18 protein-coding genes are annotated in these 26,219 nt (G+C 40.0%); 12 read left to right on the top strand and 6 right to left on the bottom strand.

Going from position 1 to position 26,219, the window contains the following annotated elements; all coding sequences use genetic code 11:
- Positions 1 to 55: 55 nt before the first annotated feature.
- Complete coding sequence (locus tag OQX63_RS18580) at positions 56 to 688, top strand: Uma2 family endonuclease (protein WP_265852314.1); 633 nt, start codon at positions 56 to 58, stop codon at positions 686 to 688.
- Positions 689 to 947: 259 nt separating this feature from the next.
- Here the strand turns inward: OQX63_RS18580 and OQX63_RS18585 are convergent, their stop codons facing one another.
- A complete protein-coding gene (locus tag OQX63_RS18585) occupies positions 948 to 1,157 on the bottom strand; it encodes a DUF6434 domain-containing protein (protein WP_265852315.1) in 210 nt (69 codons plus the stop codon).
- Positions 1,158 to 1,285: 128 nt separating this feature from the next.
- Between OQX63_RS18585 and OQX63_RS18590 the strand changes: the two genes are divergently transcribed.
- From OQX63_RS18590 to OQX63_RS18605, 4 genes are all read left to right on the top strand, one after another.
- Positions 1,286 to 3,952: a valine--tRNA ligase gene (locus tag OQX63_RS18590; RefSeq protein WP_265852316.1), complete on the top strand. Its 2,667-nt coding sequence runs from the start codon at positions 1,286 to 1,288 to the stop codon at positions 3,950 to 3,952.
- Between the two features lie 310 nt (positions 3,953 to 4,262).
- On the top strand, positions 4,263 to 5,618 hold the full coding sequence (locus tag OQX63_RS18595) for a Gfo/Idh/MocA family protein (protein WP_265852317.1): 1,356 nt from the start codon (positions 4,263 to 4,265) through the stop codon (positions 5,616 to 5,618).
- 50 nt (positions 5,619 to 5,668) lie between these two features.
- Positions 5,669 to 7,033 (top strand): 3-keto-disaccharide hydrolase, encoded by a 1,365-nt coding sequence (locus OQX63_RS18600; protein WP_265852318.1) that lies wholly within the window; start codon positions 5,669 to 5,671, stop codon positions 7,031 to 7,033.
- Between the two features lie 248 nt (positions 7,034 to 7,281).
- Positions 7,282 to 8,475, top strand: a complete 1,194-nt coding sequence (locus OQX63_RS18605) for a Gfo/Idh/MocA family protein (protein WP_265852319.1) — start codon at positions 7,282 to 7,284, stop codon at positions 8,473 to 8,475.
- Between the two features lie 547 nt (positions 8,476 to 9,022).
- Here the strand turns inward: OQX63_RS18605 and OQX63_RS18610 are convergent.
- Positions 9,023 to 9,481, bottom strand: coding sequence for a type I restriction enzyme HsdR N-terminal domain-containing protein (locus tag OQX63_RS18610; protein ID WP_265852320.1), 459 nt, complete (start codon positions 9,479 to 9,481; stop codon positions 9,023 to 9,025).
- Between the two features lie 213 nt (positions 9,482 to 9,694).
- Here OQX63_RS18610 and holA point away from each other — a divergent pair, with 213 nt between their 5' ends.
- The 3 genes from holA to OQX63_RS18625 all read left to right on the top strand — a co-directional run bounded on the left by holA (position 9,695) and on the right by OQX63_RS18625 (position 14,136).
- The gene (holA, locus tag OQX63_RS18615) at positions 9,695 to 10,714 is read left to right on the top strand and encodes a DNA polymerase III subunit delta (RefSeq protein WP_265852321.1); all 1,020 of its coding nucleotides are present in this window, start codon (positions 9,695 to 9,697) and stop codon (positions 10,712 to 10,714) included.
- Positions 10,715 to 11,366: 652 nt separating this feature from the next.
- A complete protein-coding gene (locus OQX63_RS18620; RefSeq protein WP_265852322.1) occupies positions 11,367 to 12,101 on the top strand; it encodes a hypothetical protein in 735 nt (244 codons plus the stop codon).
- 7 nt (positions 12,102 to 12,108) lie between these two features.
- Positions 12,109 to 14,136, top strand: coding sequence for a plastocyanin/azurin family copper-binding protein (locus tag OQX63_RS18625; RefSeq protein ID WP_265852323.1), 2,028 nt, complete (start codon positions 12,109 to 12,111; stop codon positions 14,134 to 14,136).
- Between the two features lie 500 nt (positions 14,137 to 14,636).
- Here OQX63_RS18625 and OQX63_RS18630 read toward each other — a convergent pair whose 3' ends face one another.
- Positions 14,637 to 15,257, bottom strand: a complete 621-nt coding sequence (locus tag OQX63_RS18630) for a class I SAM-dependent methyltransferase (RefSeq protein WP_265852324.1) — start codon at positions 15,255 to 15,257, stop codon at positions 14,637 to 14,639.
- A gap of 159 nt (positions 15,258 to 15,416) precedes the next feature.
- Between OQX63_RS18630 and OQX63_RS18635 the strand changes: the two genes are divergently transcribed.
- Positions 15,417 to 16,409 carry a helix-turn-helix domain-containing protein gene (locus OQX63_RS18635; protein WP_265852325.1) on the top strand — a complete coding sequence of 331 codons (993 nt, stop codon included), beginning with the start codon at positions 15,417 to 15,419 and terminating at the stop codon, positions 16,407 to 16,409.
- A 271-nt stretch (positions 16,410 to 16,680) separates the two neighbouring features.
- Here OQX63_RS18635 and OQX63_RS18640 read toward each other — a convergent pair whose 3' ends face one another.
- Positions 16,681 to 17,421: a hypothetical protein gene (locus tag OQX63_RS18640; protein WP_265852326.1), complete on the bottom strand. Its 741-nt coding sequence runs from the start codon at positions 17,419 to 17,421 to the stop codon at positions 16,681 to 16,683.
- A 257-nt stretch (positions 17,422 to 17,678) separates the two neighbouring features.
- On the opposite strand from OQX63_RS18640, the gene OQX63_RS18645 reads away from it, so the two are divergent.
- Positions 17,679 to 19,535 carry a glycosyltransferase family 2 protein gene (locus OQX63_RS18645; protein ID WP_265852327.1) on the top strand — a complete coding sequence of 619 codons (1,857 nt, stop codon included), beginning with the start codon at positions 17,679 to 17,681 and terminating at the stop codon, positions 19,533 to 19,535.
- A gap of 499 nt (positions 19,536 to 20,034) precedes the next feature.
- On the opposite strand, the gene OQX63_RS18650 is transcribed toward OQX63_RS18645, so the two are convergent.
- Positions 20,035 to 20,487, bottom strand: coding sequence for a hypothetical protein (locus OQX63_RS18650; protein ID WP_265852328.1), 453 nt, complete (start codon positions 20,485 to 20,487; stop codon positions 20,035 to 20,037).
- Between the two features lie 479 nt (positions 20,488 to 20,966).
- Between OQX63_RS18650 and OQX63_RS18655 the strand changes: the two genes are divergently transcribed.
- A complete protein-coding gene (locus OQX63_RS18655; protein WP_265852329.1) occupies positions 20,967 to 21,476 on the top strand; it encodes a hypothetical protein in 510 nt (169 codons plus the stop codon).
- Positions 21,477 to 21,519: 43 nt separating this feature from the next.
- Positions 21,520 to 24,426, top strand: coding sequence for a T9SS type A sorting domain-containing protein (locus tag OQX63_RS18660; protein WP_265852330.1), 2,907 nt, complete (start codon positions 21,520 to 21,522; stop codon positions 24,424 to 24,426).
- 457 nt (positions 24,427 to 24,883) lie between these two features.
- On the opposite strand, the gene OQX63_RS18665 is transcribed toward OQX63_RS18660, so the two are convergent.
- Positions 24,884 to 25,420, bottom strand: a complete 537-nt coding sequence (locus OQX63_RS18665) for a hypothetical protein (RefSeq protein ID WP_265852331.1) — start codon at positions 25,418 to 25,420, stop codon at positions 24,884 to 24,886.
- Positions 25,421 to 26,219: the final 799 nt, after the last annotated feature.

A 26,219-nucleotide genomic window follows, 5' to 3' on the forward strand; every position in this document is an offset into this window, starting at 1 on the left:
AAGATATATTGAAAAATAGAAAGTCGGAATACTATAAAAATTAGTATATTTGATTATGTCTGAGCCAGTTCCATATCCGATCTTAAACGATGATGAGCCCGTTCGGCAGTTCAATGAACTTGATGCATCATTAACTTACAGCTATGCCAGCTATTTAAACTGGCTTTTTCCTGAAAGGGTAGAATTGATTAAAGGTAGGGTTTTTAAAATGAGTCCTGCGCCATCGAGCGTTCATCAGGAAATTATTGGTAACATTTTTCTTAAGCTAGGAAGTTTTTTAAAAAAGAAACCTTGTAAAGTTTATATATCACCATTCGATGTTCGTTTTCCAAAAGAAAGTCATAATGATGAGGCTGTTTTTACTGTTTTACAGCCAGATATTTGCGTAATCTGCGATAGGAGCAAAATTGATGCCCGTGGCGGTGTTGGTGCACCGGATTTAGTTGTTGAGGTTTTATCGCCAGGGAATACCAAAATGGAACTGCTTCATAAATACCGCGTTTACGAAGAGTTTGGCGTTAAGGAATACTGGGTAGTGAGCCAGGGCGATAAAAGTGTTTTGATTTATACCCTAGATGAAATGGGTAAATTCCAACCCTCTAAAATATTTACCCTAAGCGAAAAAATCACTTCAGCCGTATTGCCAGGTTTTGAACTGGCATTGGATGATGTTTTTGAAGATTTATAAAATTCATCAATATTTTTGTATTACTACTTTTTAGTATCTTGAATGATGTCTGAACCTGTTCCATATCCGATCTTAAATGATGGTGAGCCTGTGTGAGCACTCAACAATATTGATGTGCCTTTAACCTAAAGCCATGACCATTCTTCGGTGTTCCTAGAATTTGAACCGGTTTTAGATTAATCAGGTTTTTCTACTAAGTGAGGTCAATACTGCAAAATTCACTGCTTTAGGGTGCTTCGCTCCTCCAAAAACAATCGCCTTATAAATGATTTTTTCTGAATTCTTCAAGTGCATCTTTTAAAGTCTTTCCAATATTTTCTTTAAACCAGGCCATAAAGATTCTGTTGTTCTTCCAGCATTCGCCGAAATGCGATTGAAAATAACGCCGCACATTTGAGGTGTTTTTAAAATTTAAGGTAATCACTGTTTCATCGCTCAATGGTTCAGAATGCCAATTAAATTTGCTCATCCCCAAATATGAAAAATAACTTTTTACTTTCATAATGCTGAACATCCTGCCTTTCGCCTCTATCTTTCTGCTTTGGTCTTTCAGCTTTGACCTGAATTAGCTATTTTTGGGCTTTTATAACAATTTTCATGAGCATTTCCACCAAGTACAATCCTGCAGAAACAGAAGATAAATGGTATAGCTATTGGCTATCCAAGAAGTTTTTCCACTCAGAACCCGATGAACGCGAACCTTACACCATTGTAATTCCGCCGCCAAACGTCACAGGTGTACTGCACATGGGGCACATGCTTAATAATACCATTCAGGATGTATTGATCCGTAAAGCCCGTATGCAAGGTAAAAACGCTTGTTGGGTACCTGGAACTGACCATGCTTCTATTGCTACAGAAGCAAAAGTTGTGGCCATGTTAAAAGAGCAGGGGATTAATAAAAAAGATCTTTCGCGTGAAGAGTTTTTGAAATATGCCTGGGAGTGGAAAGAGAAATACGGTGGTATTATTTTAGAACAGCTAAAGAAATTGGGTGCAAGTTGCGATTGGGACCGTACCCGTTTCACCATGGAGGAAGATCTTTCTGAAGCGGTTATAGATTCGTTTATTCACCTGTATAAAAAAGGATGGATTTACCGGGGTATCCGTATGGTTAACTGGGACCCGGCTGGTAAAACCGCAGTTTCTGACGAAGAAGTAATCCGTAAGGAAGTAAACCAGAAATTATATTATATTAAATACCTCATTTCTGGAACGGAAGATCAGTTTTTAACGATAGCTACAACGCGTCCGGAAACCATTATGGCCGATGCAGCCATCTGTATCAATCCGAACGATGAGCGCTTTACGCATTTAAAAGGTAAAAAGGTTTTCGTGCCGTTGGTTAACCATGAAATTCCGGTTATTGAAGATGAATATGTTGATATCGAATTTGGTACAGGCTGTTTAAAAGTTACACCGGCGCACGATCTGAACGATTATGAACTGGGCGTTAAGCACAATTTGCCTGTTACCGATATTTTAAATGATGATGGAACCTTAAACGAACTGGCGGTTATTTTAGTGGGCGAAGACCGGTTTGTTGCCCGTAAAAAAATCGCCAAAATGCTGGAAGAAGCTGGTCATTTAGCTAAAGTAGAGGACTACAAATCGCAGGTTGGTTTTTCTGAACGTACCGATGCTGCTATCGAACCTAAACTTTCCATGCAATGGTTTGTGAAGATGAAAGAGATGGCGCAGCCAGCTTTGGACGACGTTCTGAATGGCGAGGTAAACTTGATTCCGAATAAATTTGAAAATACCTATCGCCACTGGATGGAAAATGTGCGCGACTGGAACATCAGCCGCCAATTATGGTGGGGACAAAGAATTCCGGCCTGGTACGATGATAAAGGAAATTGGGTAGTTGCCAAAACTAAAGATGAAGCCTTAGAAGAATTCTGGAAGAAAAAACATTTAGATGAAAGCTGCTCAGAAACGGAAAAAGCTGGATTCAAACATCAGTTGGAGCCATTTTTGAGGCAGGATGATGATGTAATGGATACTTGGTTCTCATCATGGTTATGGCCGATTTCAGTTTTCGATGGCTTTAAAAATCCTGAAAATAAAGATATCAACTATTATTACCCAACCAATGATCTGGTTACTGCGCCTGAAATTTTATTCTTCTGGGTGGCCCGTATGATTATGGCCGGACATGAGTTTATGGGCAAAAAACCATTTACCAATGTGTATTTAACGGGTATTGTACGCGATAAATTGGGCCGTAAAATGTCTAAATCACTGGGTAACTCACCAGACCCGATCGGGTTGATTGAAAAATACGGTGCTGATGCGGTTCGTGTGGGGATGTTAATGTCTTCACCAGCTGGAAACGATTTAATGTTTGATGAAAGCTACTGCGAACAGGGACGTAATTTCGCCAGCAAAATCTGGAATGCTTTCCGTTTGGTAAAAGGATGGGAGGTTGATGAAAACCTGGTAAACCCGAATATCCAGGCCATATCCTGGTTCGAGAACCGTTTTAATGAGGCTTTGGTAGAAATTGAAGCCAACTTTAAACAATACCGTTTATCAGAAGCATTAATGATCACTTACAAACTGGTTTGGGATGATTTCTGTGCCTGGTATTTAGAAATGGTTAAGCCAGCCTATCAACAGCCTATTGATGCCGAAAGTTATAAAGCTACAATCGCATTCTTCGAAAATATCATCAAATTACTGCACCCGAATATGCCTTTTATTACTGAAGAATTATGGCATGATGATTTGTTTGCCGATCGTGGCGAAATGGATTGCTGTATTGTGGCCGAATTTCCGAAAGGTGGCACTTTTGATGAGCAATTATTGAAAGATGCCGAGGTAATTAAGACCGTTGTAGCCGAAATTAGAAATGTAAGGAACCAGAAACAGATTTCGCCTAAAGAAGCGTTTCCTTTAAGCATTAAGGTAAATTCTGACCTTGATTACGAAAAATGGCTAAATATCGTTTTCAAACTGGCTAATGTATCAGAAGCTGAAATTGTAAATGATAAAATTGTTGGTGCAACAGCTTTTATGGCAGGTAAAGATGAATTCTTTATTCCATTGACTGAAAATGTTGATGTAGAAGCTGAGCGTGAACGTTTAAATGCTGATTTGGTTTATCTGCAGGGTTTCTTGAAGTCGGTTGATGCCAAATTGAGCAACGAACGTTTTGTACAGAATGCAAAACCTGAAATTATTGCAAACGAACGCAATAAAAAAGCTGACGCTGAAGCTAAAATCAAAATTATTGAAGAAAGTTTAGCGGTTTTGGGCTAATAATAACTTGATATTGCGATCGTCATGCTGAATTTATTTCAGCATCCTTCTTGCTATTAAGACCCTGAAATAAATTCAGGGTGACGAGACTAATATAAGCCCTTTAGATTTTTTCTAAAGGGCTTTCTTTTTTTACCCCTTCTCCATTTCACCTCATCCATTCTCCATCTTACATCCTCCGTTTCCTTTCTAAATTGTTACCAAAGCTCATCCATTTATTAAACTAAAAGTCCTAATTTGGATGCTGTTAAACATCTTATAAATCGTTTAACGCATAAGCTATCTAACCTTATTTAAACCGTTTTATTCTATGGAAAATTCCAGAAGAAAATTTATTAAACAATCAGCAGTATTTGCTGCAGCAACCTATGCAGGTACCATGGGCATGAGCCCCAAAAGTTATGGACGCATCATCGGTGCAAATGATCGGGTACGTGTTGGTGTTGTTGGATTTTCTGATCGCTTTAAAGACACCCTTTTGCCTTGTTTCCTGAACCACAACAAGGAACTCAATTTCGATATCGTCGGTCTTTCTGATTTATGGAACTACCGCAGAGATTTAGGGATTGCCCATTTAAAAGAAAAATTTGGTCACGATATTAAAGTCTGCCGCAACAATGATGAGCTTTATGCCACAAAAGATCTTGATGCTGTAATTATCAGTACCGCCGATTTTCAGCACGCACTTCATACCATCGAGGCTGTAAAGGCCAATTGCGACGCTTATGTAGAAAAGCCTTTTGCCGAAACCATGGACGATGCCAAAGCTGCATTTAAAGCTGTTAAGGCCAGCAAGCAGATTGTGCAAATAGGTTCACAAAGAAGAAGTGGAGAAAATTATATCAATGCTGCAAAATTTATACAGGATGGAAAATTCGGGCCGATCACTGCTGTAGATTTAGTGTGGAATGTAAATCAGCCAGGCAGGTGGCGCCGACCAGATTTAGTAGCTAAATTGAAAGAAGAAGATATTGATTGGAAAAGGTTTTTGTTAAATCGTCCGAACGAGGCTTTTGATCCGAGAAAATATTTAGAATATAGATTATTCTGGCCCTATTCTTCGGGGATGCCCGGGCAATGGATGAGCCACCAGATTGATACCGTGCATTGGTTTACCAATTTAAAACATCCACGGAGTGTGGTGGCAAATGGAGGTATTTATACCTGGAAAGATGGCCGTAGAAATTGGGATTCGATGGTTGCCGTATTCGATTATGGTCAGCCAGATAATAACGATGGCTTCCAGGTTACTTTTACTTCCAGAATGCAGAATAGTGTGGGTGATGTAGGTGAGGTTTATTACTCGAATGGTGGCGAGCTGAATTTAATGACCAATAAGGTGTCGCCAAAAGGCGGTTTAAGGGAAAAAGAGGCTGCAGCTATGGGATTGAAAGCCAACCTTTTGCCTGAATTTGATTTAAGTAAAACCGAAATTAAAGCGGCCACAGGAGCTAATATGGGCGGTGATGCATTAACCTCTGGCCACATGCGCAACTGGATGGAATGTGTACGCAGCCGTAAAACACCAAATGCACCTGTAGAAGCAGGTTATTCGCATTCTATTGCCAATATCATGACCAATGCTGCGGTTCGCACGGGTGCAAAAGCAGTTTTCGATGAAAGCAGACAAGAAGTAATCGCAAACGGAAAAGTATTTAAGTATTAAAATAAAAATATCGTCATTCTTCCTCGCAATGACGGCAAGACAAACCTATCATGTTAAAAATCAAAAAATATAGTATTCTGGCGCTCTCGTTAATCAGTTTATCAGCCGCTGCCCAAAAGGCTAAACCATTATTTGATGGTAAAACGCTTACTGGTTGGAAAGCCGTTGCAGGTGCTGCACCGTATAAGGTTGAAGACGGAATGATTGTGGGCACCATGACCAAAGGCACACCAAATTCATTTTTGATTACCGAAAAAGAATATGGCGATTTCATTTTAGAACTGGATGTGAAACTGGAAGGCGAAACCACCAATTCTGGTATCCAGACCCGTAGCCACATTAAACCAGAAGGGAATGGCGGTAAAGGATTGGTTTTTGGCAGGCAGGTAGAAATAGATCCTACCCCGAGAGCATGGACAGGTGGCATTTATGACGAAGCCAGAAGATTGTGGTTGTATCCTCTAGAACTTAATCCAGCGGCAAAACCTTTGTACAAAAAGAATGAGTTTAACCATTACAAAATCGAATGTATTGGTAACGAAACCAAAACCTGGGTAAATGGAACACCTGTTGCTTATCTAGTTGATACTTTAGATAAATCAGGATTTATCGGTTTGCAGGTTCATGGTATTGGCAATAACCTCGATAATGATGGTAAAAAAGTTTATTTTAAAAATATCAACATCCAAACTGAAGGGCTAAAGGCCAAAGTTTTTCCAAAAGGCATTTATACGGTTAATTTAACCCCAAATACTTTATCTGCTTACGAAAAATCAGAAGGCTATAAACTATTGTTCGATGGTAAAAGCAGTGCAGGTTGGGTTGGTGCTTATAAAACTACTTTCCCTGCCAAAGGTTGGAAAATAGCTGATGGCATTATCAGCGTTGAACCTTCAGGTGGTGCAGAATCAACTAATGGAGGCGATATTGTAACCAAGGATGAATATGCTGCTTTTGATTTATCTTTCGAATTTAAGCTTACACCCGGCGCCAATAGCGGAGTGAAATATTTTGTTACCCTGAGTGAAAATAACAAAGGGTCGGCCATTGGCCTGGAATACCAGGTTTTAGATGATGAATTGCACCCTGACGCAAAATTGGGTAGAGATGGAAACCGTACTTTGGCGTCTTTATACGATTTAATTACTTCGAAAAAGGAAGCCCGTTACCTGCGCCCAATCGGCAGTTGGAACAATGGACGTGTGGTAGTGTATCCAAATAACAAAGTAGAACATTATTTAAATGGTGTAAAAGTTCTGGAATATACCCGTGACTCTGAAGAATTTAAAAAACTCGTTGCTATTAGTAAATATAAAGATTGGAAAAACTTTGGCGAAGCACCAAAAGGACATATCCTGCTGCAGGATCATGGCAATAAAGTAGATTTTAGAACTATTAAAATCAAGAATTTATAACCTGAGTTCGATTAATATTTATGCGTTTTGATTAGTTTTAGTCTACTTTTCTTAACGCGATCGTCATGCTGAATTTATTTCAGCATCTTTCTTGCTATATAGACCCTGAAATAAATTCAGGGTGACGACTGTGAGCTAAAAATATCCGAGAAAACTTTTAAGCCAATATTAATAATCCAATTTTGGTTTTCTGTATTAATTTGTGGTTAAATATATTTACGAATAAAGAAATAAAACATTAACATATCATGCACCGTCGATCTTTTGTTAAAACATCAGCTTTAGTAGGCTCTGGTTTGCTATTGGGCAATCAGGCTCTCGCCAATTTAGTAGCAGACGAAATTATTAATGTGGCCATGATTGGTTGCGGCGATCGCGGTAAAGGGGTTTTGTCGGTAATTAAATCCATGCCGACCAAATATAACGTTAAAGCCTATTGCGATCTGCTCGATTTCAGGCTTAAGGAAACTGAAAAGTATGTTCCAGCAGAGGCCAAAGCCATAAAAGATTATCGAAAAGTTTTAGAGGATAAAACAATCGATGCGGTTTTTATTGCTACACCTTTAAGCGAGCATTTCGACATTGCAAAAGATGCTGTGCTGGCCGGTAAACATGTTTATGTAGAAAAAACCATGACTTACAACATTACCCAGGCACTTGAGCTTAAGAAGTTGGTTAAGCAACACCCTAAGCAGGTTTTTCAGGTGGGATACCAGTACCGTTATTCGCCCTTGTATTTTAAGGTGAAAGAGATGATCCAGAGTGGTTATTTGGGTAAGGTTAGCCAAATCGATTGTCGTTGGGACCGTAACGGTAACTGGCGCAGGGCTGTTCCAGATCCATCTTTGGAGCGCAAAATCAACTGGAGGATGTACAAGGAATATTCTGGCGGATTGGCTGCCGAACTGCTCTCACACCAGATCGATTTTATCAACTGGGCTTTCGAAACCCAACCTGATGAAATTATGGGCGCTGGAGGGATAGATGTTTTTAAGGATGGCCGCGAAACTTATGATAACATTCAAGCGGTATTGCGTTATCAGGAAAAAGGTATGATTGGCAACTTCGGGGCCACCTGCGGCAATGCACATGATGGTTATCTGTTTAAAATAAAAGGTACAAAGGGCTCGGTTTCCCTGCTGACCAATACTGGCTTATTTTATCCTGAAGAAAGCACCAAAAAAGAATTGGGTATTGTTGATGGGGTAACCGGAGCGACAAAAATCGTGGTGAATAAAGACGGCGGAATCCCTATTTTGGACAAAGCCACCATTGATGGTACAAACTATGCGTTGGATGAATTTTACAAATCAATAACCACCAGGAAAGAACCCGCATCAAATATCAATACCGGAACCCAGGCCGCTATTTGCGTGGCCATGTGTAATGAGGCGATTTATAGCGGTAATAAACAGGTTTGGAAGCCGGAATATAGTGTTTAAGTGATCTGTTATCTGCACAAAATCGTCATGGCGAGAAGGCTTTTTCAGCCGACGAAGCAATCTAAAAGATAGATTAATAGAGATCATTGTAAGATTGCTTCGTCGTTCCTCCTCGCAATGACGGAAAAACAAAGAATCTTTAATGCTCTTAATTTTTTTTGGAAAGCAATTGTTGTGGTTGGTTTTAAAGTTAGTCCTGCTTTTCATTACAAGTCCTCGCTGCGCTGTGGGCTTTACATTTCAATCAGGTTTAAAATTTAAAGGCTTTTGCTGCTATTGAAGGATATAGCATCATTCAGAAAGACACTATTCCTGCGTATTGCAACCCCTAATAGTCTTGCTGGCTGTGCCACCTAAACCCGATCGAAGCGGGATGCCGATTTTTTCAATCGGCAGAAGCGGGAGCGGGACTGAATAGACCTAAGGACCACTGTTTCTGCTTTCCAAAAAAAAGATTTAAATCATATTGCTACTGCTGTAAGATTTTCTCGCGCTTTGGAATAACGGTAAAGGAAGATCCTTCGTGCCTCAGGATGACAGATACTGCTTAAAGCCCCAAATATTCAGGCATTTCTTCTACAAAATTAAAGCTGCCTTTCTCCAGGTCCATTTTGGCATAAACATGCTGCAAACCGTTGGTTAACACAATCCATTTCGCCTGATGTATCGAATTATAACGCGAGGCCTGATCAAAAACAGATTGTGTAATTTTCACCTTTGGTGCCTTGCATTCAATCAACATCAGCTTTTCACCAGCGGTATTGTAAATCAAAATATCGCTTCGTTTTTGTAATTGGTTTAAAACCAAACCACCTTCAATCTGGATTAACGTACGTGGAAATTTCTTCTCTAAAATCAGGTTTTGTATAAAATGCTGTCGCACCCACTCTTCGGGTGTAAGTACCAGGTGTTTCTTCCTCAGCTCATCAAAAATAAATACCACGTCATCCTTTTTGGTAATTTTAAATGGGTAGGGCGGAAGGTTAAGCGGAGTAGGAGTGAACATTTCAGTTTTCAGTTGGTAGTTTTCAGTTGTATGTCACTTAACAATGCAACAGTAAAACAATTTATCAGTTATTGCAGCTTCAAAGGTAGTTAATTTTGGGCTATGCGATGAAGCCTGCAGTCTAATGTCTCAAATCTCATATCTAACATCTCATATCTCTAAATTATAAACATTTACCCAAATCCTTAAACCTAAATTGTAATTTTACGGGCAATGACTGCTGCCGAAATTATTAAAGATATTAAAGCCCGAAAGTTCAAACCTGTATACTTATTGCATGGTGAAGAATCTTATTACATCGATCAGGTAACCGATTATATCGAAGATAAGCTGCTGAATGATGCTGAAAAAGGTTTCAACCAAACCGTTTTATATGGAAAAGATACCGATATGGCAACGGTTTTGGGTGCTGCAAAGCGTTACCCGATGATGTCTGATTACCAGGTGGTAATTGTTAAGGAAGCGCAGGATTTAAAATGGGGTAAGGAAGACAGTTCAAAAGAGGGCGAATTTGTGCTCAATTACTTCGAAAAACCGCTTCCCAGTACCATTTTGGTGCTGGCTTATAAATATGCCAATTTCGATAAACGTAAAAAAATCTATAAAGCGATCAATAAAAGCGGACTGATTTTTCAGTCAGATCCTGTTCGCGATTATAAATTGGTACCCTGGATCGAAGAATTTATCAAAGAAAAAGGTTACAAAATCGATCAGCAGGCATCGGCGCTAATGGCTGAGTATTTGGGGACCGATCTTTCTAAAATAGCCAACGAGATCGAAAAGTTAATGCTCAATGTTTCTAAGGAAGTAACCATCAATACCGACCTGGTTCAGAAAAATATAGGCATCAGTAAAGAGTATAACGTTTTCGAACTACAAAAGGCATTAGCTATCCGCGATGTGCTAAAATGTAATAAAATTATCAATTACTTTGCCAGCAACCCCAAAGCCAATCCAACAGTAATGGTTTTAGCCAATTTAGGCGGTTATTTTACCAAACTTCTTAAATACCATTATATCCCCAATAAGGCCGATGCCGCATCAGCTTTGGGGGTACCTCCATTTTTTATTAAAGATTATGAGGTAGCGGCAAGAAATTACAACACGGGGAAAGTTTTCCAGGTGATCGGTTTACTCCGTGAATATGATTTAAAAAGCAAAGGATTAGATAGTACCGGCAATGTTGATGATGGAGAACTCTTAAAAGAACTGGTTTTCAAGATCGTTCATTAATCATTAAGCGACAGCATATTCTGAAAAGATAATGCGTTTTAAAGGACTTAAAAGAACGTTACCACGTTAAGGTTTAATAAATCTGAAATTAGTGTCACAAACCATTCTTAAATAGTCAATTCGACCGTAGTAGGGAAATCTACGTACGATAAATCCTTAATTATTGTGGGTTAATCTGGAGAGGAGAATTTTTAACGAACTGTAGGTTGCGTGGCATCGTCATTGCGAGAAGGCTTTTTCAGCCGACAGCCTGCCCCGATTTTCGGGGAAGCAATCTTACAACGATCGCTAATAGCGAGAGCATTAAGATTATTCATTTGTACAGTTGTTTTTAAAGGCATTCATGAGCTCACTACGTTCGGTTATCTTCGTGCCTTGCAATAACGATTTCTATTGAAGCCTATCAATAGTAGAGTAGTGCGAAGAGCATTCATTTGCGATTTATCGATCTCAAGAGCCTAAAACTATGGAGTGCTTAACTTAATGGCATTGCGCTACTGCTATCGTTTGCATTTAAGTTTAACATTCTGAAAGTTAATGTTTTGTGTGATTTATGAAGAATTGTTTTACCAGAATTTTTGTAAACTGATATGCTAATGATATATTTGTTATGCAACCGATTGTTTTGTTGCGCTTTAACCAAATCAAAATTATGATCTTTAAACGAATGATGTGCTGCCTCGCACTTCTCACCTGCTGTGCAGCCTATTCTATGGCCCAAAATGTTAACCCCTATGTCATCAACGCAGCTAACAAACCCTATTTATTACGAAGCTTCCTGATGTTTGAAGGAAAAAAACGTACCCATGTGATTTCTGTAGGTACGCCCGAAAAGGTAAACTATGCTTATGATTTAAAACAGGGTGCCTTGCTGGAAGTATGGCGTGGAGATTTTATAGATGCGACTGAAATGTGGAAAGACAGGGGAGAGCCTCAGCTCGCCAAACCTTTAGGTACTATTTTACCACTTTCTGCAGCACCTGCTCTTGCTGCCCTGGCTGATAAGGATGCTGCATGGCCTGATTCTATCGCTTTTGACGACCTTCAAAATAAGGGTTATGTTTTAGACAAAAGCAAAATGCCTACATTTTTGTATGCGGCCAATGGCGCCGATGTAAGCGATAAAATAGCTGTTTTAAATAGTGGCACAGCACTAAGCCGTACCATTAGCATTAGCAACAGCAAGCAGCCACTTTATTGTCGTATTGCAGTAGGGCCAAGCATTGAAGCACATAAAAATAATACCTACACTGTTGGCGATAAAGCTTATACCCTAAAATTGGCTGATGGCACAAAGGCTTTTATCAGGAAAACCCAAAAGGGTAAAGAACTGCTGGTACAACTTGCCAATGCTACCGATACGTTAACCTATTCAATAACCTGGTAATCAAGACATGAAAAAATCAACATACTTATTGTCGCTTTTGTTATTGGGCACTGGTCTGGTAACGGTAAAAGCACAAACACAAACAGAGAAAGAAATTTATCCCATCGTAACCGTTCCCATCCCGAAAGAAATAGCACTCGAAGTTGGAGGAATGACCTTTTTACCTAATGATGAGCTGGCAGTGGCTACCCGTAAAGGTGAAGTCTGGATTATTATCAACCCATACATGAAAAATGGGCAACAACCCAAATTCCGTTTGTTTGCACATGGCATGCACGAAGTATTAGGCTTAAATTATATCAAAGGAGATATTTATCTCACCCAGCGCGCTGAGATCACACGCCTGCGCGATCTGGACGGCGATGGAGAAGCCGATGAATATAGCACCATGTACTCGTGGCCATTATCGGGCAATTACCATGAATATGCATATGGCCCTATGCTGGATAAAGATGGCAACATGGTGGTTACACTTAATCTGGGCTGGATTGGTTATGGTGCCAGCTTATCTAAATGGCACGGCTGGATGCTCAAATTCACTCCTGATTTTAAATTAAAGCCTTTTGCAACCGGTTTCCGCTCGCCTGCAGCAATGGCGCTGAATAACGATGGAGAAATATTTTACGCCGAAAACCAGGGCGACTGGGTAGGCTCGGGCAGCATTACCCATGTAGAAGAAGGTGATTTTGTTGGCAATCCGGCCGGTTTGATATGGGCAGGTGAGCCTAGCTCGCCAGTTAAGCTACGCAAACAAGATATTCCAGATACAGGTGAACCGGAATTCGAAGTAGCCAAAAGAGTACCGGGATTAAAAACGCCATCGGTGTGGATTCCGCATTCCATTATGGGCAACTCTACATCAGGTATTCTCAATTATACCGATAATGGTAATATGGGGCCTTTTAAAGGGCAGCTTTTTGTTGGCGACCAATCGCAGAGTAATATCAACAGGGTATTTTTAGAAAAAGTAAAAGGTGTATACCAAGGTGTGGTATTTCCATTCCGAAGGGGATTTTCTTCGGGTATCCTTAGGATGAACTGGGGATCGGATGGCAGTATGTTGGTGGGGATGACTTCTAGAGGATGGTCATCAACAGGCAAAGCCGAATACGGACTACAGCGTTTAACCTGGTCGGGTATTATGCCATTTGAAGTACAAACAGTAAAAGCGCAGCCCGATGGTTTCGAATTGGAGTTTACCATGCCAGTTGACGAAAAAACAGCCCGTGATGCCGGTGCTTATAAACTCTCTACTTTTACTTATAAATACCACCACATTTATGGCAGTCCGGTAATCAATCAATCGGCACGTAGTATTAAAGCCATTGTCGTTTCTCCCGATCATAAAAAGGTACGGTTGGTGTTGGATAGCTTAAAAGAAGGCTACATTCACGAAATCAAAATGGAAGGATTACGTGCTGAAAATGGCAATATCCCTTTACTGCACAATTATGGATATTACACCATGAATAAAATTCCGGATGGAGAAAAGTTGGCACTAACTGCAGAAAATAAACCCACAGGCAATGCGCCGGCCGCACACCATATGGAGGGCATGGAACACCACCAAATGGGCAATATGCCAGCAGCCGGTGGCGCAGTTAAAGGCAATACCGATGTTGGGAAACACGTTACCGAACAACCAGAAACCTGGACTAAAGGACCTGATAAAACTATTGTATTGGGCACCAAACCAGGTTTGAAATTCGACATCACCAATATTACCCTAAAGGCAGGTACCAAAGTAAAATTAACCTTTAAGAATGTGGATGATATGTTGCATAATTTTGTGCTTACCACACCTGGATCGGGTAACGCAGTAGGAGAAATGGCATTGAAAATGGGCCTTGATGGCGAAAAGTACTATTTTGTTCCGGCAACACCTAAGGTGCTGGCCTATACGGTATTGCTACAGCCTGGAAAATCGGATACGATTTATTTCACAGTACCTAAAACACCTGGTACCTATCCTTTTATTTGTACCTATCCGGGCCATTATATGGTGATGAAAGGCCAGATTAAAGTGATTAAATAACATTAGCGCTTAACAGCAACAATGTCAAAAGCAGATTGATGTTGATTTAAACATTTAATCTGCTTTTTTATGCCTTAATTTTTAATGTCGTTGCTCCTTACAATGACAAATTATATTTTGAGAAGTCGTCATTCCCAATTTAATTGGGAATCCTAATGCTATTGCAGCGCGCTTTAAGATTAGCTTCGCTGAGCACTTCGTGGTTCCCGCCTGCGCGAGAATGACGGCCGTACTGATAGATTCTGTCGATGTTAGCGTAGTCGAAGGCATCTTTTTGTGATTTATTCCTCAAATTAATAACCGCTCTGTCCGTAGAGTTAAGCATAGCGTCTCTACGGATACAAGAATAAAATTGAGTTTATAAACTCAATTAAAACGAGTCACAGACTCTTTTCTATTATTAATCCGTAGAGCTCTTCGGAACTCTACGGACAGACACGATTTATTCCTCAAATTAATAACATTGGATTTCCACCAGTATTTGAATTTAACCGCATCAACTATTTTTTCTGACCAGATACCATGATAAAAGGTTTAGTGATTTCCTTTCCGTTTTGATCGATTATTATTTCCGTCATTTCCTTTACCTCAATATTGGCAAATCCCGATTGTTTGAAAAATGCTTTTACTTCGTCAATCTCATAAAATGTAAAATCGAGTTGCGTCCAGGGTAGGTGGGCACCAAAGTTTTTTTCAACAAAGGCAAGATTCATTTTTCCGCCTGATTTTAATACGCGGTAGCTTTCAGATAAGTATTTTAAAGGATCTGGCCAGAAATAAATGGTATTGGCTGTAAAACACCAATCGAAGGAATTGTCCTGTAGATCGAGTTTATTTTCTGTTATTTTAGCAAAATCTACCGTATTTCCATTTGCTTTATAAGTGGAAAGGGTATTTTTTATTCCAGTTTCTGCAAGATAAGTACCCGTATAGGTGATATTTATTGCTTTTTGAAACAGATAAGAGAGGTGTTCGGTGTCTTTAGGGCCGATTTCCAATACATTTTCTTCCTTTTTTAAAGGTAAACCTTGTAAAAGTTTAAAAATTAGCGTGTTTTTAGGTGGGAGAACGTTAGTTTTTAATGTTAGGGTCAATGTGTTTTGGTCTTCTTGCTCGTCCATAATAAAACGTTTAATCTCTTGCGGTGTATTTCGCAATTGGGGCAAAATTGAAAAATAGCTGCTGTACGCTTTTACATCAAAAGGATTTTCTTTTACATAAAATCGAATTGTGGATAACCCAATAGCGTTATTTCGGCTTTTTTTGTGATAATTGCCATTATGGGAATCAATGTTGGAAAGAATTATGGTGCCTGGAAAAACGTAGGGGGGAACTTTGATGATCTTCGTGTTCAGAATGGATTGGTTACGGAAAAAAGGGAGAAATACAGTTTTTCTTTTAGCGATGCCGAAATGGTGCAGATCAATATTCCTGGTATTTACATGGTGTATGGCGATATCCTGTTTAAACAGCAACAAATGTATTTTAGCCCAACCAATGATGTACCCGATATGATTAAACTGCGGTTTACACTCTCTGGCAGTGGCACCATTTTTAACCGCGTAAATAAGCAACAATACATCTTTAATTCCAACCAACAGAATATTATTTATATGCCTGAGTTGGATGGTACAGGCCAATATGATACCAACCAATGCTATCGCTTTTTTGAGGTACATTTTGTTAAAGAAAAGTTTTTGCAATTGGCAGAGCATTCTACCAAAGCGTTACATATTTTGGCAGATTATGCCGATACCGGGCGTTATATGCAGCTGGGCGATCAAAATCTGCCTATTTCATGGCCTATGCAGCAATGCATCAGAGATATTCTAGATTGTGATTTTCCGGAAGGATTAAAGCACCTGTTTATCGAGTCGAAATGTATTGAGTTACTGGTACTCCAGGCCGAAGCTTTTGAACGGAGCATTAACCAAAAACAGCCAGTTGCTTTAACTTCTACTTACGATAGGGAATGCATTTATCAGGCTAGGGATTACCTGATCCAGAATATTCACCAGCCACCATCGGTTGCAGAGTTGGCTAAATTATGTGGCATTAACGAATTTAAACTGAAACAGGGTTTTAAAGGATTGTTTGATAACAGCATATTTGGTTACTTAAGCGATTACAGGCTGAACCACGCAAAAGAACTACTGCTGGATGGGATTTCCATAAAATCGGTGGCCTTTATGCTCGGTTATTCCTCCGTACAGCACTTCAGCAATGCCTTTAGAAAGAAATTTGCAGTAACGCCGGGTAAGCTGAAAGGTTAAGCCTGGTATCTGGCTAATTGAGATCAGCATTCTGCTCAAGTGCTAAACCCCTAATTCTAGCGCAAGTTTTAGCGCCCATTGCCTTAGCACAGGCCTGACTTGTGCCTTAGTAATATTTTAAAGATTAATCAGGAAAGCATAAGTCATCCAGCGCGCTAGTCTAAACACTCAGACCCGCGCCAGTAATGGATGATTGAAGATCAAAAAAATGAATATACGTTTTAACTGCTACATCCTTTTCAAACCAGGCTTTACCGAATGAGGAGCGAAACTAAGGTTCTAATAATTTCATTTCCATGATGCGGCTGCCCATCGTAATTTGCTGCAGATAAAGCTGCCTGGTAATTTGGTCGATTTGATAAATGCTTTTTCCACCTGTACTGCTAATTTCATCCGAAGCTTCTACAATCCATACATTTCTGTCGCCAGAATTTTTGGTGTGGTATTTTCCTTCGCTAACGCTCAATATATGTGCTTTAATAACACCGGTTTTTCCGTTCGGATTATAATCAAAAATATTTAAATCTGCTTTGAAACCTGTTTTTAATGGCAACCAGTTGATAAGCATTGGGTAAAAATTACTATCGAAATAACCAGGCGCAACCTGTTGAGCTATTGCTGTTTTTTTACCACTGGTTTTGTCGTGATAGAAGCCTTTAATGTCTGTTCCGAAATGAATTGACATATCTCTTTGTGCATTGTAAGAGGCATGGTAAACTGGTGAAAAATCTGCCTTCTTAACAATGGTTGAATCGATCCACGATGAAGGAGACGATTTCATTTTCACTGTTGTAATCACTTGTATTTTATCACCCAAAACCTCCACTTTCGTATCTACGAAACCAATGGTAAACTTGCTGGTGTCTTTAAGCATGGTCCATTCCATCTGGTAGTTTTGGTTGTGAATCCATTTTTTATCCACTAAGTTTTTTTTCGCGGAAATGATTTCCTGGCTCCAGCCGATGAGGGGCAGTGCAACATACAATAAAAGGATCAGGTAACTTTTTTTCATAACATCTTTTTTGGTATATCTTTTAGATGGAGTATAGAATGGGTTGTTACAAATTTAATTAGGCCTGATCTGGGATTATTCCCTAATAACTAATTATTTAAATCCGCTGCACCTGCCTTTCAGGTAATGTAAGAAATAATATTTATCATTGTATGATAGGGTTGACAGTAGTCGCCTTTTGCTTAAACATCTAAATATTTTTAACACGGTAATTGGATGCAGATGATATGCATGCTATTGCCATTTCTCTCAAATAAATGAAAAATAAAGGCATTAGTGTAATCATGCCCACGTATCAGCATGGGACATTTATCTCACGGGCAATTACCAGTTTGCAGTTTCAAACCTTTAAAGAGTGGGAACTGATTATCGTTGTTGATGGCAGTAGTGATGCAACAATAGATGTAATAAGTCGCTATCTTGGCGATGATCGGATAAAATACATTTCCAATAATTCTAACGAAGGCCTGGGTGCTGCCCTTAACAAAGGGTTGGAGCATGCCTTGTATGATTATATTAGTTACCTGCCTTCTGATGATTTATACTTTGAAGATCACTTGCAGTTGCTATGGAGTTTGGCACAAGCTAACCCAGATGCTGCTTTTTTCTGCTCTGGTGCAAAACATAATTATCGGGATGATCATACAGGCAGTGGCGGACAAAAAACTTTCGGCGCCTTTATAGATATCGGATATCAGTTGGTGCAGGTTATGCATCAAAAAACATCTCACCAATGGCTGGAAAGGAGCGAATTGGTAACGGATAGCCTGAATGATATGTTCTGGAATAAATTGCTAAATGGAGCCGAACCTAAGTTTACCATGGAAATTACTGCCGAATGGGTTTCTCACCCCAGCCAGCGGCATAAAATAATTAGCGAGCGTTGGGGCGGCGGGATTAATCTCTACAAACAGTTTTACCACATCAATCAGAAACTGAGGTTCAAATCAGCTTTTGGAGGTTTAGTTGACGAAAATATTGAATATTCGGAATTTGATCATCGCCCGGTAATATCAAACGGCACACCACTAAAAATACTTTTGGTTGGCGAGCTGTCCTATAATGCCGAACGGGTTTTGGCTTTCGAAGAAAAAGGCCATCAGTTATATGGTTTATGGATTGATGAACCTTCATTTTTTAACGCGGTTGGTCCGCTTCCTTTTGGCAATATTATCGATATCCCTAAAAAGAATTGGCAACAGGCTGTACAAAAACTTAAACCCGATATTATTTATGCGCTCTTAAATGTTAGGGCCATACCATTTATTCATGAAGTGCTCCGTGCAGGTTTGGGTATCCCTTTTGTGTGGCATTTTAAAGAAGGACCGTTTTTCTGCAGGCAAAATGGCTTATGGGATAAAATGATCGATCTTTTTCAATATGCTGACGGAACGATTTATCTTAATGAGGAAATTAAACGCTGGTATGAACAGTTTTTTCATTTTGATGTGCCGTTGAGTATGATCCTGGACGGAGATTTACCACATATTGAACGGTTTAAGGGAGCGCCAGGCCGTTTGATTTCGGAGCAGGACGGAGAGATTCATACCGTAGTTCCGGGAAGGCCGATGGGGTTAGCTCCAATTGATATAGGGGAATTGGCTAAAAGAAAAATTCATTTACATCTTTATGGCGATTTTTACCACAGTGTTTATAAATCATGGATTGATGAGGCTAATGTATTGGCTCCGGGCTACCTTCATCTGCATGAGGCATGTTCGGCACAGCAATGGGTAGCCGAACTTTCTAAATATGACGCTGGCTGGTTGCATGTTTTTAATGCTGAAAATTATGGGGAGCTGATGAAAGCGAGTTGGCTTGATCTTAATTATCCAGCCAGGATGTCTACACTTGGCGCTGCCGGCCTCCCGATGATTCAGCGTGACAATACCGGGCACATTTGCGCTTCTCAATCTTTTACCCATAAAAATGGATTCGGGATTTTTTATCATTCCTATGATGATCTTGCAGCACAGCTGAACAACAGGGGGCAGATGAAAAGTATGAGGCAGGAAATTTGGGATAAAAGGGAAGTCCTAAGTTTTAACTATTATATTGATGAGGTTTTATCTTTTTTTAGGGAGGTGATTAAGTCAAAGAAAACGATTCGTTAGCATCGCATTCCTCTATCAATCGGGATAGCACCAGGAGAATACATTTCGGTTGGCAAGACATCAACCGGTAGTGAAAATTTTATTAGGTAATATCCCTCGAGGGATCGTCATTCTCAACTTGATTGGGAATCTAATGCAAGCGCTTTAAGATTAGCTTCGCTGAGCACTTCGTGGTTCCCGCATGCACCTCTGTCCGTAGAGTTAAGCATAGCGTCTCTACGGATACAAGAATAATATTGAGTTTATAAACTCAATTAAAACGAGTCACAGACTCTTTTCTATTACTAATCCGTAGAGCCCTTCGGAACTCTACGGACAGAAACGATTAAATAATAAAAGCACAAGTCATGCAGCGCGCTTGCCTATACATTAAGACTTGCGTTAGTAATGGCATTAATAAATACTATTATACCTCAACCTTGCTCATATATCCTCTTTGCATGATCATAACTCCGATACTTCTCATGATTAAGCCAACTAATCTTTGTCCCTTGATTAATTAGCGCACGATGCGCTTGGTATTCATCAAATTCAGGGTTGAGTTCAAATTCCCCATCATAAAGCAAGTAGCCTCTCTTACAACCTTACCGTCAATAACTGTTAAGTATAATTGATGCACCGTGATATCTGCGAAGTCTTCAAAATATTCGAGTATGAATCTGTCTGGATTAATTTCTTTTATTAACGAAGCTAGTGCTGAAAAGTCGTAGGTAAATAATTCTTCTTCATCGTCATCATATTTATCCTGCACTGCTGAAGAGGTATTTAATGCAGTAGACAAGTCATCACAGCTAAAGACGTGAGCAATAAAAATGCTAAGAGAAGTCCAGTCTACATCATACCTATCAGGGTCTAAAGGTATTATAAATGCCCTGTTTTCCCGGAAGTGTACGATTTCAGGAGGTACGACCGTATCATCCAATACTATGAGTGCACAAATTAGCTGAGCCATATCTTTAATTTTATTAAATATAAATCATACCTCATACATATCCAAAACCTAGGGATATAGTTGTATCATGCGCTGGCGCAGGCATACCGCGTTTGAAATATATTAAGATGCTCCGGTAGTATCAAATGCACATGCAACAGCCACGGCACGCGTGCGCCAGCGAGGAGTAGATCTGTGGTTAAAAACCTTAACTTAATGACATTGAGCGCAAGTCTTAGCGCTGGCCAAAGTATAGGCTTGACTTGTACTTAATAAATTAGTCATTAAGCACAAGTCATCCAGCTCACTAGCCTAGACACTAAGACTTGGGCTAGTAATGGTTCGCTGCCATTTATAATGTTAAATTACTTATCAACTCGTCATAAATTCAAGAATTGTTCCAGATTAGATTTTAGAGTAGGTTTAAATTTAACGAAAAGTTAATATTGTTCATGTCGCGTTCCTGAATATATCTACGTATTTTAGAGAAATGACGCCTTATGAAAAACCTTATACCGATCTTTCTAATCCTCTTCCTGATTACCTCATGCCGTAAAGACGATGAGATCATAGATACTTTGCCTCCGATCACTTCAAATGGAAGCAGGACTTTTGGCTTCATGTTTAACGATCAAGTGTGGATAAACACACCCAAGGTTCTATCTACTGGATTAAATGTTAGTTACATTGAATCTTATGGTTTCACTATAGATTGTATCCGAGATAATAAATTACAGAACAACCGCTCAGATGTGGCAGGCTTTCTCTTTAAACACATTGCAGAAGGCGTGCGCGAACTTAGCGAGCAAGCAGGTGATGGGGTTAACATTGCCATAAATAATCCTGATGGCACGATTGAATATGCTGTACTTAAAACAGGAACTTTGAAAATATCAAGATTCGATAAGGCACAACGGATTATTTCAGGTGAGTTTCAAGCTGAAGTTGAAGTTCGCAATACTGGAGCGAAAGCCACCATTACGCAAGGCAGATTTGATGTGAAGTATTAACCTACCAATTTCTTAATAACCTATCAACCTTAATAACAATTTTATGCGCATCATTTTATTGCTATTGCTATTTCCCATCCTCGGATTTGGACAGAACTTGCGTGTCCGTAATTATAATGAGAGCGGTATACAGCACGCTGACTCATTATGGTTCACGGATGAAGAATATTTCAGTTATAGCATGGGCCAGCTAAACTTCTCAGAGGTACTTAGCCATGGTGGTTATCTTATTGAAAAATCTCAAGCACCCTTTATAGCCAATAAATTTGACGGCCTTAACGGTGATGATATTGCTGTAAATTCGACAACCGGCCTTGGAATTTACTCCTCATTTTATAATTCTTATTTAAGTTCCCCTAATCCACTATTAAATGCTAGTGCGCTCGTTTCGGCAGCACAACCGTTATTAAAAGATCATATAATTCCTATATTCTTTCTCAATCACCAATATTGCTGCATAGATTCCAACGCATTGAATAATGGTTTATTTACGACAAATACCGATCACACCATTCTATATGATAATCCTGCGCGTACTGCCTCACCTTACCTGCTACAGCGATTGTTCATTGGCGGGCCATATGTAAATAATAACAGCTACCATTCAACAGGCGAAGTGACTTTTAAATTTTCCCAGGACTTTGTTGTTTCTGATCAAACCATCTCTTATCTGGAAATTGACTTTGGGGACGGTAGCGGTTTTCGAGGCGTAGGTCTTGGCCAGCAGCAGACGGTGAATTATACTGCTTCCGGTTTAAAGACAATAAAGATCAGAATGGGGGGACGTGTTTGCATTTCAGAATTCCACTTTATTAAAGACGAGATCTTTGAAGGCTCTTTAGCAACTCAGGCCCAATCCCAAAATTTACGAGCAGCGGTAGCTGGTGCGTCAACTTTTATGCAACTTGGCTGTGATGGCGTTCTGGACAAGCCCGTGTTGATAATCGAAGGCTTAGAAATTGAGTCTGTTAGCGATCCTGGGAGTATATTTGGAAGTGTTAACAGACCTGCCGGGAATTTCCTTTTAACGAGGCTTCGGGAACTGAATTATGATATAATTGTAGTGAAGTTCGCCAACAATAACGCTAGCATCACTGCCAATGCAGCAGTTTTAGAAAATGTCATTAATGAAGTGAACGCTGAGAAAACAGGGATATCAAAGCTGCACATTATCGGCTTAAGTATGGGTGGTCTTATTGCCAAATATTGCCTCAAAGATATGGAAGACCGCTCGCTGACCCATAATGTCGCGAACTATTTTTCTTACGATTCTCCTCATCAAGGCGCGTATGTTCCTATCGGAATTCAATGGCTGCTTAATGACGCAAGCTATGCTGTAAAAGATATCAGGGAAAATCCACTGGTGGAACGGATACTTGGTGTCCTGAATTCAACTGCCGCAAAACAGTTGCTACAGGTGGGTATAAATAATCCGGAGCGGGCATACTTCGCGGCTTCATATTATCAAAAAGGTTACCCAAGCCAGTGTAATAATTATGGTATCGCAAATGGACGCGGTGATGGTATCGGATTAGGTTATGGGAATGGCTCACAACTTATGGATTTTAATGCCACCACCAAATTCTGGTTCATCTCCGCCTTGAAGCATAAAGAACAGTTATGGACGACAAATACGTCAGTTTCTGATGTATCCTATGTTTCCAACAGTGGCTTTGCCCCATTGTTCGGTTTACAAGGTTTGAGATCTTATTCTTCACGTGTAAAATTTGCAGGCCTTGTGCCCCATGAGACAGTACCCGGCAGCACGGTAAACATGGTGCCACTTTACGGAAATGGGTTATTTGATGGTTTTAAGAAACAGACGCAAGCAACGTTAAACCTTTATGGCCGTGAAGTCACCTCCTTTGTGCCTACAGTATCAGCGTTAGATCTTAGCAATCAGGATTATGCATTGGACGGGCGATACATATCACGTAATCCCTACTTTAATATACAGGCCGGGAATGTTGTGGCCAATAATATAACGCCGTTTGATGACGTGATTTTCGCGACGGGTGTAAGTCAGGATCATTTGCAGATGGATATTAATATTGCAAATTTCATCATGCAGAAAATACATGGGTCAATTCCAGTTAATTCTTGTACCACCGGATGTATATCCAACCCACCCTCATTTACAACCGAAGTTGCTAATACGGCATGTCACGATCAGGATGTTCTCATGGCAAACTACCCGCCCGGCGTAAGTATCCAATGGACAGTTCCGGCCGGGGTAAAACTACTTTATGGGCAAGGCACGAACAGGATAAGGATAAACTCGCAAAAGGCAGGTGTTAACAATCTAACGGTCTCTATCAAAAAGCCGGATTGCACTCCTTTTGTCTATAATGTGCCGGTCAATATTCAGCAACCTGTGGTTGCCAAACCGGCTTTTATACGTGGGGAACTTCCCAATGCCTGCCGGTATAGTATCCAAACCTTTAGTATTGACCCTGTACCCGGTGCAACAAGTTATCATTGGACAACAAACTGGGGCGAATTATTTACTGCGAGTAATGGAACGGAGGTTAGTATAGATTTTTCAGCAACGGATGCTCCCGATTACCAACCATATCAGCTTACGGTAATTGCGATCAATGATTGCGGTGAAAGCGAACCACTGGTGGTGACCGGATATTTGGTTGATTGCCATTCGAGTTGGTTAGCGTACCCGAACCCGGCTAATACCGAAGTGAATTTGGAACCAATAGAAAAGCCCTCTCAATCGGCAAGAGCCATTGATAAAACAAGGAAAGTTGCAAACAAAGGAAATGTTCCTTTTGAGGCAATAATCTACAATGACAAAGGCCGGATGTTAAAGCAAATCAAAAGCAAAACATCAATTGAGCCCAGCAAGATATCTGTTGCAGATCTACCAAATGGCACTTACTATTTACATATAATCGAAAACACTAAAGTAATTAAAAGTCAATTACTTATTCAGCATTAACAATGAGTTAAAGCCGTTATCAGCAAAAGACCTGCGAAAAGCGGCGAATAGGGTTTTGTTGATTAAAAATGAGTTGTTAAACTTATCTAACGCAAGTCTTAGCGCCCCCAGCCAAAAGCAAGGGCCCGACTTGTGTTTAAAAAATACTCAATTATAAATCTCTGCTAAAGCACAAGTCATCCAGCCTGCTAGCATAAAAATAAGACTTGCGCTAGTGATGGATTAACCACCCCGCCCTTTGGGCACCCCTCCTAAATTAGGAGGGGAGTTTTCCCTCATAGCTGTATAGGGTAAATGGCCAGTTAAACTTTTTATCTATCGGTTGGTGTCTCACCTACCGAAATTAAATGATATAACCGCTAGTAACCACCCCGCCCGTTGGGCACCCCTCCTAAATTAGGAGGGGAGTTTTCCCTCATAGCTGCATAGGGTAAATGGCTAATTAAAATTTGAATGTTTATAGTGTAGCTGCTAAGCTGATCGTTTCATTACATTCATCACACTCAACAGCATTATACCAGGCATCGCAGTCTGACAGCCAATCATAAATCATTTTATATGCGGCAGTAATTTCGGAAGAAAATTTTAAGGTTGCGCCTTCAAAATCATCCTCCTGAAAGATGTAGGCATTTAATCCAACATATAATAGTTCAGAAAGATGCTCCACATCAAATTGGCCAACAGCTTGTAGGTGATAACCCGGGTTTATGGCATATTGCTGAAAGGTTTCTTCATTGGCCAAAAGTTTTGTTTTGGTAAGCAGGCTGATGAGATTGTTTACATCATAAAGGGCGTTGGCAATAGTAATGGGTTTGTGTTTGCCAGAGCGCGGATCGGGCCCGATAGCTGCGCTAAGCATTTCAGTAAGGAATTGATTCACATCCGATAAACCAATCATATCGAAATAGGCTTCAATCAGTTTCCGGAATTCTGTTACAGCTGCTACCTCATTTGGGAGCTGTGTGTTTGGGTTTTTACAATTGTTGTTCTGCATAACATTTGATAAAAAAGTTCCTGAGTGCTGCAGAACAACAATTAACTCTTTTCAGAGATATTGAAAGATGCGGGTCTAAGCCGCTCACTCAGGAATATTGTGAAATTTTTAGTTTATTTTACGTTTCTCCGATTAAGTTAAAAGATATTGTTAATTACTGTTCTGCACTACTAAGATAAGCACAATTAAATAATTCACGAAATCTTTTTGCTTAAATAAGGCATAAATGAAGGCAGTTACATCTTGCAGTCGGTAGTTCAGACGTTGCAGTCGATAGCTCAGATGTTGCGGTCGATAGTTCAGACGTTGCGGTCGATAGTTCAGAGGTTGCGGTCGATAGTTCAGAGGTTGCGGTCGATAGTTCAGAGGTTGCAGTTGGTAGTTCAGACGTTGCAATCGACAGTTCAGACGTTGCAGTTTATAGTTCAGACTTCGCAGTCGATAGTTCAAACTTTGCAGTCGGCAGTTCAGAGGTTTCGGTCGATAGTTTAGACTTTGCAGCCGGCAGTTCAGAGGTTTCAGTCGATAGTTCAGGCTTTGTAGTCGACAGTTCAGACTTTGCAGTCGCTAGTTCAGGCGTTGCAGTCGGTAGTTCAGACTTTGCAGTCGATCGTCAGTTAGTCATTGTTGACCCTTCCTAAAAAAGCTTGACAGTTTTGGTGAATAATTACTAAGGCTTTTTACACCAATTTACTTGATTTACTAATGCAATATAACTTTTAATTTTTATTAGTTCTAGGGGTTATTTTGTTTGGGGTTATTCCTGGTTTATATCCTGCCGTTTTCCTTATTCCTTGGA

Origin of the sequence: Pedobacter sp. PF22-3 (assembly GCF_026239555.1) — a bacterium.
In the GTDB taxonomy this organism is placed as follows: Bacteria; Bacteroidota; Bacteroidia; order Sphingobacteriales; family Sphingobacteriaceae; genus Pedobacter.

Bases quoted from the DNA above. Each gene is read 5' to 3' on its own strand.
- OQX63_RS18580 (WP_265852314.1), top strand. From the start codon at position 56: ATGTCTGAGCCAGTTCCATATCCGATCTTAAACGATGATGAGCCCGTT.
- OQX63_RS18585 (WP_265852315.1), bottom strand. From the start codon at position 1,157: ATGAGCAAATTTAATTGGCATTCTGAACCATTGAGCGATGAAACAGTG.
- OQX63_RS18590 (WP_265852316.1), top strand. From the start codon at position 1,286: ATGAGCATTTCCACCAAGTACAATCCTGCAGAAACAGAAGATAAATGG.
- OQX63_RS18595 (WP_265852317.1), top strand. From the start codon at position 4,263: ATGGAAAATTCCAGAAGAAAATTTATTAAACAATCAGCAGTATTTGCT.
- OQX63_RS18600 (WP_265852318.1), top strand. From the start codon at position 5,669: ATGTTAAAAATCAAAAAATATAGTATTCTGGCGCTCTCGTTAATCAGT.
- OQX63_RS18605 (WP_265852319.1), top strand. From the start codon at position 7,282: ATGCACCGTCGATCTTTTGTTAAAACATCAGCTTTAGTAGGCTCTGGT.
- OQX63_RS18610 (WP_265852320.1), bottom strand. From the start codon at position 9,481: ATGTTCACTCCTACTCCGCTTAACCTTCCGCCCTACCCATTTAAAATT.
- holA (WP_265852321.1), top strand. From the start codon at position 9,695: ATGACTGCTGCCGAAATTATTAAAGATATTAAAGCCCGAAAGTTCAAA.
- OQX63_RS18620 (WP_265852322.1), top strand. From the start codon at position 11,367: ATGATCTTTAAACGAATGATGTGCTGCCTCGCACTTCTCACCTGCTGT.
- OQX63_RS18625 (WP_265852323.1), top strand. From the start codon at position 12,109: ATGAAAAAATCAACATACTTATTGTCGCTTTTGTTATTGGGCACTGGT.
- OQX63_RS18630 (WP_265852324.1), bottom strand. From the start codon at position 15,257: ATGGACGAGCAAGAAGACCAAAACACATTGACCCTAACATTAAAAACT.
- OQX63_RS18635 (WP_265852325.1), top strand. From the start codon at position 15,417: ATGGGAATCAATGTTGGAAAGAATTATGGTGCCTGGAAAAACGTAGGG.
- OQX63_RS18640 (WP_265852326.1), bottom strand. From the start codon at position 17,421: ATGAAAAAAAGTTACCTGATCCTTTTATTGTATGTTGCACTGCCCCTC.
- OQX63_RS18645 (WP_265852327.1), top strand. From the start codon at position 17,679: ATGAAAAATAAAGGCATTAGTGTAATCATGCCCACGTATCAGCATGGG.
- OQX63_RS18650 (WP_265852328.1), bottom strand. From the start codon at position 20,487: ATGGCTCAGCTAATTTGTGCACTCATAGTATTGGATGATACGGTCGTA.
- OQX63_RS18655 (WP_265852329.1), top strand. From the start codon at position 20,967: ATGAAAAACCTTATACCGATCTTTCTAATCCTCTTCCTGATTACCTCA.
- OQX63_RS18660 (WP_265852330.1), top strand. From the start codon at position 21,520: ATGCGCATCATTTTATTGCTATTGCTATTTCCCATCCTCGGATTTGGA.
- OQX63_RS18665 (WP_265852331.1), bottom strand. From the start codon at position 25,420: ATGCAGAACAACAATTGTAAAAACCCAAACACACAGCTCCCAAATGAG.